This is a genomic window from Actinomadura darangshiensis, from assembly GCF_004349235.1.
Taxonomy (GTDB): Bacteria; Actinomycetota; Actinomycetes; order Streptosporangiales; family Streptosporangiaceae; genus Spirillospora; species Spirillospora darangshiensis.
Genome location: NZ_SMKY01000379.1, coordinates 1 through 7301 on the forward strand (window position 1 = coordinate 1; position 7301 = coordinate 7301).

Sequence of the window (7301 nt, forward strand, 5' to 3'; positions counted from 1 at the left end):
CCCCTGATCCCGAACTGCGCCAAACCCTTCGACCCGTACCCCAGCGACGGCGGCACCACCAGCAGCACCCGGCTCCCCACCCGCTGCCCCATCAGGCCCTGATCCCAGCCCTTCATCACCTGGCCGGTCCCGATCATCACCCCGAACGGATGGCCCTCCGACCACGACGAGTTGAACACCTTCCCGTCCCGCCAGAAATACCCCGCATACTGCAACGCCAGCAACTGGCCCTTCCGCACCGCCGGGCCGTCGCCCTTCACCAGCGTCCGCACCTGCAGACTCTTCGGCGCCGCCGCCCTCGGCACCGCCACCGCCGGCGCCTGCCCCGCCGGGGCATCAGACACCCTCGGCAGCCGCGCATCGTTCAGCGGCGCCTGCTTCTTCCCATGCGGGCCCGCCGTCCGCGAATACACCGCCCGCACGTCCAGCACGTACACCAGCGTGTCATCCGCCCCCACCTGATGCTTCGGGTCGCCCTTGTCACCGAAACCGTCCTCCGGCGGAATCCGCGCCACCACCCGCGTCCCGGGCTTCGCCCCGTCGAACGCCTTCGTCAGCCCCGGCACCAGCTGCCCCGTCGGGAACGCCCCCGGCTCCCCCTTCGAATAACTGCTCGCCAGCAGCTTCCGGCCACCCTTGTTCCACCGGTAGCCCACATAGTCGGCCACCACCAGATCACCCTTCCGGGCCGCCGTCCCCTTGCCCTCCTTCACGGTCTTCACCGCGAACGAGTCGTCCGGCTCCCCCTTCGGGAACTTCACCTCCGGCAGCTTCCCGAAATCCCCGCGCACCGTGACGTCCACGCCACCACCCGAACACGCCGCCGACAACGCGAGCGGCGCCGCGACCATCACGACCACGGGCAACAACCGGAACCGACGGCGCATACAGAATCCTTCACGGGGGGTGACGAACGCTACTGCGCGCTCACCCTACCGCCCACGTAACCCACCAGTAGCGTCCGGCGCGCACCTCACCCCAACCAGGCCACCGGCCCGCGCCGGACCCCGCTACATGCCCGCGATCAGCTTGTCCACCCGCTCGTCCACCGACCGGAACGGATCCTTGCACAGCACCGTCCGCTGCGCCTGATCGTTCAGCTTCAGATGCACCCAGTCCACCGTGAAATCACGCCGCTTCTCCTGCGCCTTCCGGATGAACTCGCCCCGCAGCCGCGCCCGCGTCGTCTGCGGCGGAACCGACTTCGCCTCGAAGATGTCCAGATCCCGCGACACCCGATCCACCGACCCCCGCTTCTCCAGCAGGTAGTACAGCCCCCGGTCACGGTGGACGTCGTGATACGTCAGATCCAGCTGCGCCACCCGCGGCGACGACAACGGCAGATCGTACTTCCGCCGGTACCGCTCGATCAGCTTGTACTTCGTCACCCAGTCGATCTCACGCGACACCAGATCCAGATCGCCCGTCTCCACCGCCCGCAGCGTCCGCTCCCACAGCTCCAGCACCCGCTTCGCCGTCGCGTCGCCACCGCGCGCGTCCACGAAATCCCGCGCCTTGCCGTAGTACTCCTTCTGGATCTCCAGCGAACTCGCCTCACGCCCGTTCGCCAGCCGCACCTTCCGCCGGCCCGTCATGTCATGGCTCACCTCGCGGATCGCCCGGATCGGGTTCTCCAGCGTCAGATCCCGCATCACGACCCCGGCCTCGATCATCCGCAGCACCAGATCGGTCGCCCCGACCTTCAGCAGCATCGTCGTCTCACTCATGTTCGAGTCCCCGACGATCACATGCAGCCGCCGGAACCGCTCCGCATCCGCATGCGGCTCGTCCCGCGTATTGATGATCGGACGCGACCGCGTCGTCGCCGACGACACACCCTCCCAGATGTGCTCCGCCCGCTGCGACACGCAGTACACCGCACCCCGCGGCGTCTGCAGCACCTTCCCCGCACCGCAGATGATCTGCCGCGTCACCAGATACGGGATCAGCACGTCCGCCAGCCGGCCGAACTCCCCGTGCCGCCCCACCAGATAGTTCTCATGGCAGCCGTACGAGTTCCCCGCCGAATCGGTGTTGTTCTTGAACAGGTAGATGTCACCGGCGATGCCCTCCTCACGGAGCCGCCGCTCGGCGTCCACCAGCAGACCCTCCAGGATCCGCTCACCCGCCTTGTCATGCGTCACCAGATCCACGACGCTGTCGCACTCCGGCGTCGCGTACTCCGGGTGACTCCCCACGTCCAGGTAGAGCCGCGCCCCATTGCGCAGGAACACGTTTCTGCTACGACCCCACGACACCACCCTCCGGAACAGATAGCGCGCCACCTCGTCCGGTGACAGCCGCCGCTGCCCGCGGAACGTACAGGTGACGCCGTACTCGTTCTCAAGCCCGAAGATGCGCCTGTCCACACCAAGACCCTATGCGGCGCGGCCCCCACTTGGCAGTCTCTCCCGCCCACCGTTTCCCGCGAACACGACCACCCCCGCGACACCACGGGCCCGCCGCGGCACGGGGCGGCCACCACCCCACCACGACGGGCCCGTCCACTCGCCCGCGCGTCAGTCGACGCCCGCGCGTCAGTCCTCGTCCGACTCCGGCTTCTGCTTCGGCTCCGGCTTCGAACCCTCACCCTCCGCCGCGTCCGCGGCACCACCGGAACCCGCGGAACCATCCGCCGCCGACAGCAGATCACCGATACGCGCCGCCGACAGCCGCTTGAACAACCGGTGCTCGCGGTTGCGGTCCAGCACCGCGACCTCCAGCGACGTCGCCTCCAGCCGCCGGTCCGAATCCTGCGCCTCCAGCGCCCGTACCGCCGTCCGCAGCGCCTCCGCCAGCGGCGCACCCTCCCGGTACCCGTCCTTCAGCGACTGCGCCACCGCCTCGGCCTGCCCGCCCATCGCGACATAGCCGTGCTCGTCCGCCACCGACCCGTCGAACGTCAACCGGTAGACCTGGTCCGTCTCCGCGTCATCGCCCACCTCCGCGACGACCAGCTCCACCTCGTACGGCTTCGCCGTCTCCGTGAAGATCGTCCCCAGCGACTGCGCGTACACGTTCGCCAGACCCCGCGCCGTCACATCGCGGCGGTCGTACTGGTACCCGTTGATGTCGGCGTACCGGACCCCGCCCAGCCGCAGATTCTCGAACTCGTTGTACTTCCCCACCGCCGCGAACGCGATCCGGTCGTAGATCTCACTGATCTTGTGCAGCGCCCGCGACGGATTGTCCGCCACGAACAGGATGCCGTCGTCGTACTGCAGCACCACGACACTGCGGCCACGCGCGATCCCCTTGCGCGCGTAGTCCGCCTTGTCCTTCATCTGCTGTTCGGGCGACACATAGAACGGCATGGACACCGGTCAGGATCCCTTCTATCGCAGCGGGGCGGTCGGACCGCCCGGCGAGTCGTAACGTCCGTCGACGACGGCCTGCGCCAGCGCGCCCACCTCGTCCTCGCCCAGCCGGCGATACCCGTCCGACGTCACCGACGCCACCACGGGGAAGATCCGGCGCGTCAGGTCGGGCCCGCCCGTCGCCGAGTCGTCGTCGGCCGCGTCGTACAGCGACTGCACGCACACCAGCGCCGCGTCCTCCGCCGACAGGTCCGCCCGGTACAGCTTCTTCAGCGCGCCCCGCGCGAACACCGACCCCGAGCCGATCGAATGGAAGTCCCGCTCCTCGTACCGGCCGCCCGCCGGGTCGTAGGAGAAGATCCGCCCCTCGTTCCGCTCCTCGTCGTAGCCCGCGAACAGCGGCACCACCGCCAGCCCCTGCATCGCCATGCCCAGGTTCTGCCGCACCATGGTCGCCAGCCGGTTCGCCTTGCCCTCCACCGACAGCGTCCGGCCCTCGCGCTTCTCGTAGTGCTCCAGCTCCACCTGGAACAGCCGCACCATCTCGATCCCGATCCCGGCCGTCCCGGCGATCGCGATCGCCGAGAACTCGTCCGCCCGGAACACCTTCTCGATGTCGCGCTGCGCGATGACGTTGCCCGCGGTCGCCCGCCGGTCCCCCGCCATGACCACCCCGCCGGGGAAGCCCACCGTGACGATCGTCGTACCGTGCGGGATGTCGTCACCCGCCCGCGACGCCGGCGGCGTCCGCCCACCGGGCAGCAACTCCGGAGAGTACGCCCCCAGGAACTCCGTGAACGACGACGTGTCCGGGCTCGCGAACAACCCCGGCAGACGTCCGGTGTACGAATCGTGGGACGCCACGCGACTCCCTTCCCCTCCACCATGGCACCGGCTTGGCAACCACACCGGCACGAACGCCTACGACCCTACTGTTCAAGGTCGCCCACGCGCATGCCACGATCCCCCCACCCGATCAGCCCACGGCGAACCCCGTCGCCTCCTCACCCAGGGATGCATAGGACTCCTGCATCTTCGCGAGGCATCTGGAGAGCCATGTCGGGCCCTCGTGGTCCTCATCGACCGTCCACATCATCCGGCGATGACGGCCGTCCTCCTCCCGGTACGACTCCCAACCGCCTCCCACCACGGTGGTCGGATCGACGTCGGGCACCGTGAGCGACAGACGCCGGCCTCCGCCCGGCGTGGCCACCGTCCTGACCAGCTCGCCGAGCAGGTAGTCCGCCGCTCGCCTCAACGAGACAGCGTCATCACCGAGTTGTCCCATGCCCGTGTTGCAGCCTCCGCACGCCATCCCGCGAACCACGCCCGTCCGGTGGTCGTGATCGACATGCTCGGCAGGCGCGCTCCAGCAGATGGCGCACATGCCGCCTTGAACGGAGAGGAGCCATGATGCGTCCTCGTCGTTGATTCCGTACTTCTGGCGCAGGTGGTTCTGACGGGGAGTGCCGGTGAACTTCGCCCTAGTCCCCCACAGGGTGAAGGCCTCGCAACGCCGAGCCTCCCCGTCGACGACCGCCGAACCGAGTTCCAGACGCATCCGGGCGGCGTGCGGGCCGCGAAACTCCAAGTAGTCCGCGGCGTCGCCCAACTGGCGCGGGTCGTCCTGGAACTGGCCCAGCGCGCCGTTGCACTTGAAACACAGCACGCCGCGAACCACTCCCGTCAGGTGACTGTGGTCGACATGCTTCGGTTCCGCACGGAGGCAGATCACGCAGACGCCGCCCTGCGCGGCCATCATCCGCCCGACCTCTTCCTCGGTCACGCTGTAGCGCAACTTCAGCAGGTAGTTGCGTGCGCTCCCGTGGTTGCGTTTCCTGATCTCCGCGACGGCCTTGCTGTGGCATGGGCGGCAGTAGTGGGTGAGCCCGGACCTGGAAGCGCGGTTCCGTCCGAACTCGTCGACCGATTTGACCTCTTTGCACTGCGGGCAGTACTTCATCCCCTCAGGGACATCCGAGTGCCGACGGTAGGCTCGCGTTTCTTTGCCTAGATCCGCCTGTTTCTTCCTATATGAACGACTGTTACGGAGACCGAAGCACACCTTGCAGTAGTAAGCCAGGCCGTCCTTGGAGGACTTGAGCCTCCAGAAGTCCGACGCGGGCTTGGTCTCGCCGCAGTCGAGGCACTTTTTCGAACGCATGGGCGAGACTTTATCCGTCTCGCCCATCCGTTCGAAATCGATTTTGCTTTATGCTTGGAATGTTCCGTATGTCGTCCGATTAAGGTAGGGAGCTAATCGGACAAACCGGGATCATTCGCCGCCCTTCTGGATGTACGCTCTTACGAAGTCTTCTGCGTTCTCTTCTAGTACTTCGTCTATTTCGTCCAGAATTGAGTCCACGTCGTCCGTGATCTTTTCCTGGCGCTCCTGCACGTCCTCGGTGGTCGTGGCCTCGGTCTCCTCGACCTCATCCGTGCGCCGGGTGGTCTGCTTCTGACCGCCGGTGTCCTTCGTGGCCATTCCGTACCTCCGCTCTGCCGGTCCTTCCGACCCTATCTCCGATCTTCGACGGCTAGCGGATCTTGAACGCCCGTTTCGCCGCCTCCGCCCGGGGGCCGGGGACTTGCTCGGGTTATCGCCGGTCCGGAGACCGGTGAAACAGGCAAACCGGTCACGAAACCGAGACGTCACCCGGCGCCGCAGGTCAGCGTGGTCGATAACGCTCGATAGTCGCGCTATCCAATGGGCGCGCGAAACGGGCCCGGCGGCGTCCGTGTGCCGCCGGGCCCGCCGGAAGGGCGCTGGTTCAGCTCTGGCCGGTCAGGGTGGCCACGAGGTCGGCCGCGGTGCGGCAGCGGTCCAGGAGGGCGCCCACGTGCTGCTTGGTGCCGCGCAGGGGCTCCAGGGTGGGGACGCGCTGGAGCGACTCACGCCCGGGGACGTCGAAGATGACGGAGTCCCAGGAGGCGGCGGCGACCGATTCGGCGTACTGCCGCAGGCAGCGGCCCCGGAAGTAGGCGCGGGTGTCCTCGGGCGGGTCCTCGACGGCGGCCTGGACCTCGGCCTCGGTGATGACGCGGTCGATGCGGCCGCGGTCGACGAGGCGGTTGTAGAGGCCCTTGTCGGGGCGGATGTCGGTGTACTGCAGGTCGACGAGCTGCAGGCGCGAGTGGGACCAGTCGATGCCGTCGCGGCTGCGGTAGCCCTCCAGGAGGGAGAGCTTGGCGACCCAGTCGAGTTCGCGGGACAGCTGCATGGGGTCTTCGCCGAGGCGGTGCAGGACGGATTCCCAGCGGTCGAGGACGTCGCGGGTCATCTCGTCGACGTCGGCGCCGAAGCGGTCCTCGACGTACTTGCGGGACTGCTCGAGGTACTCCATCTGGAGCTGGACGGCGGTCATCTTGCGGCCGTCGCGGAGGGTGAGCAGGTGCTTGCAGGACGGGTCGTGGGAGACGGCGCGGAGCGCGGCGACGGGCATGTCGACGGAGAGGTCGACGGTGAGGAACCCGTCCTCGATCATCGCGAGGACGAGGGAGGTGGTGCCGAGCTTGAGGTAGGTGGACAGCTCGGCCATGTTGGCGTCGCCGATGATGACGTGGAGCCGCCGGTACTTCTCGGGGTCGGCGTGGGGTTCGTCGCGGGTGTTGATGATGGGGCGTTTGAGGGTGGTCTCCAGGCCGACCTCGACTTCGAAGAAGTCGGCGCGCTGGCTGATCTGGAAGCCGTCGCCGCGGCCGTCGACGCCGATGCCGACGCGGCCGGCGCCGCAGACGACCTGGCGGGAGACGAAGAAGGGGGTGAGGTGCCGGACGATGTCGGCGAAGGGGGTCTCGCGGCGCATGAGGTAGTTCTCATGGCAGCCGTAGGAGGCGCCCTTGTTGTCGGTGTTGTTCTTGTAGAGCTGGATGGGGTGGGTGCCGGGGACGAGGGCGGCGCGCTGTGCGGCGTCGGCCATGACGCGTTCGCCGGCCTTGTCCCAGATGACGGCGTCGCGGGGGTTGGTGCAATCGGGTGCGGAG

The 7301-nt window shown here is 67.9% G+C and carries 7 protein-coding genes; all 7 read right to left on the reverse strand.

What is annotated here, in order from left to right; genetic code table 11:
- On the reverse strand, positions 1 to 851 hold an 851-nt coding region (locus tag E1293_RS42070), incomplete at its 3' end, for an FKBP-type peptidyl-prolyl cis-trans isomerase (RefSeq protein ID WP_243717383.1).
- Positions 852 to 1010: 159 nt separating this feature from the next.
- Complete coding sequence (gene pafA / locus E1293_RS42075; protein WP_132204940.1) at positions 1011 to 2369, reverse strand: Pup--protein ligase; 1359 nt, start codon at positions 2367 to 2369, stop codon at positions 1011 to 1013.
- Between the two features lie 168 nt (positions 2370 to 2537).
- Positions 2538 to 3314: a proteasome subunit alpha gene (prcA, locus tag E1293_RS42080; RefSeq protein WP_243717385.1), complete on the reverse strand. Its 777-nt coding sequence runs from the start codon at positions 3312 to 3314 to the stop codon at positions 2538 to 2540.
- A gap of 21 nt (positions 3315 to 3335) precedes the next feature.
- Positions 3336 to 4181, reverse strand: a complete 846-nt coding sequence (prcB, locus tag E1293_RS42085) for a proteasome subunit beta (protein ID WP_132204944.1) — start codon at positions 4179 to 4181, stop codon at positions 3336 to 3338.
- 112 nt (positions 4182 to 4293) lie between these two features.
- A complete protein-coding gene (locus E1293_RS49950; protein ID WP_165978653.1) occupies positions 4294 to 5481 on the reverse strand; it encodes an endonuclease VII domain-containing protein in 1188 nt (395 codons plus the stop codon).
- Positions 5482 to 5592: 111 nt separating this feature from the next.
- Positions 5593 to 5802, reverse strand: coding sequence for a ubiquitin-like protein Pup (locus tag E1293_RS42095; RefSeq protein WP_132204948.1), 210 nt, complete (start codon positions 5800 to 5802; stop codon positions 5593 to 5595).
- A gap of 286 nt (positions 5803 to 6088) precedes the next feature.
- On the reverse strand, positions 6089 to 7301 hold a 1213-nt coding region (gene dop, locus E1293_RS42100), incomplete at its 5' end, for a depupylase/deamidase Dop (protein ID WP_132204950.1).

Excerpts from the sequence above, each read along its gene's own strand:
- prcA (WP_243717385.1), bottom strand. The coding sequence starts at position 3,314 with ATGCCGTTCTATGTGTCGCCCGAACAGCAGATGAAGGACAAGGCGGAC.
- E1293_RS49950 (WP_165978653.1), bottom strand. The coding sequence starts at position 5,481 with ATGCGTTCGAAAAAGTGCCTCGACTGCGGCGAGACCAAGCCCGCGTCG.
- E1293_RS42095 (WP_132204948.1), bottom strand. The coding sequence starts at position 5,802 with ATGGCCACGAAGGACACCGGCGGTCAGAAGCAGACCACCCGGCGCACG.